The organism is Actinoplanes campanulatus (genome assembly GCF_014647795.1).
Classification (GTDB): Bacteria; Actinomycetota; Actinomycetes; order Mycobacteriales; family Micromonosporaceae; genus Actinoplanes; species Actinoplanes campanulatus.
On the sequence record NZ_BMPW01000096.1, the window covers coordinates 1 to 574 of the forward strand.

The following is a 574-nucleotide window of genomic DNA, read 5'->3' on the forward strand; positions in this document are numbered from 1 at the left end:
GTGCGCCTCCCGGTTACGTGGGTTATGACGAGGGTGGCCAGCTGACCGAGAAGGTGCGGCGCAAGCCGTTCTCGGTGGTGCTGTTCGACGAGATCGAGAAGGCGCACCCGGATGTGTTCAACACGTTGCTGCAGATCCTGGAGGACGGCCGTCTCACCGATGGTCAGGGCCGGATCGTGGACTTCAAGAACACGGTCATCATCCTGACCACCAACCTCGGCACGCGGGACGTGGCGAAGGCGGTGTCGCTGGGCTTCCAGGCGTCGGAGGCCGAGGAGTCGTCGTACGAGCGGATGAAGATCAAGGTCAACGACGAGCTGAAGCAGCACTTCCGCCCGGAGTTCCTGAACCGTATCGATGACACGATCGTCTTCCACCAGTTGCGGGAGAAGGAGATCCTCCAGATCGTCGACATCTTCACGGCCCGGATCGAGGGGCAGCTGAAGAACAAGGACATGGGTCTGGAGCTGACCGACAACGCCAAGAAGTATCTGGCGGCCAAGGGCTTCGACCCGGTGCTCGGCGCCCGTCCGCTGCGCCGGACCATCCAGCGCGAGCTGGAGGACACCCTGTC

The 574-nt window shown here is 62.9% G+C and carries 1 protein-coding gene; it reads left to right on the forward strand.

Going from position 1 to position 574, the window contains the following annotated elements:
• The coding region (locus IEZ13_RS46210) for an AAA family ATPase (RefSeq protein ID WP_189285826.1) at positions 1–574 on the forward strand (574 nt) is incomplete at both ends.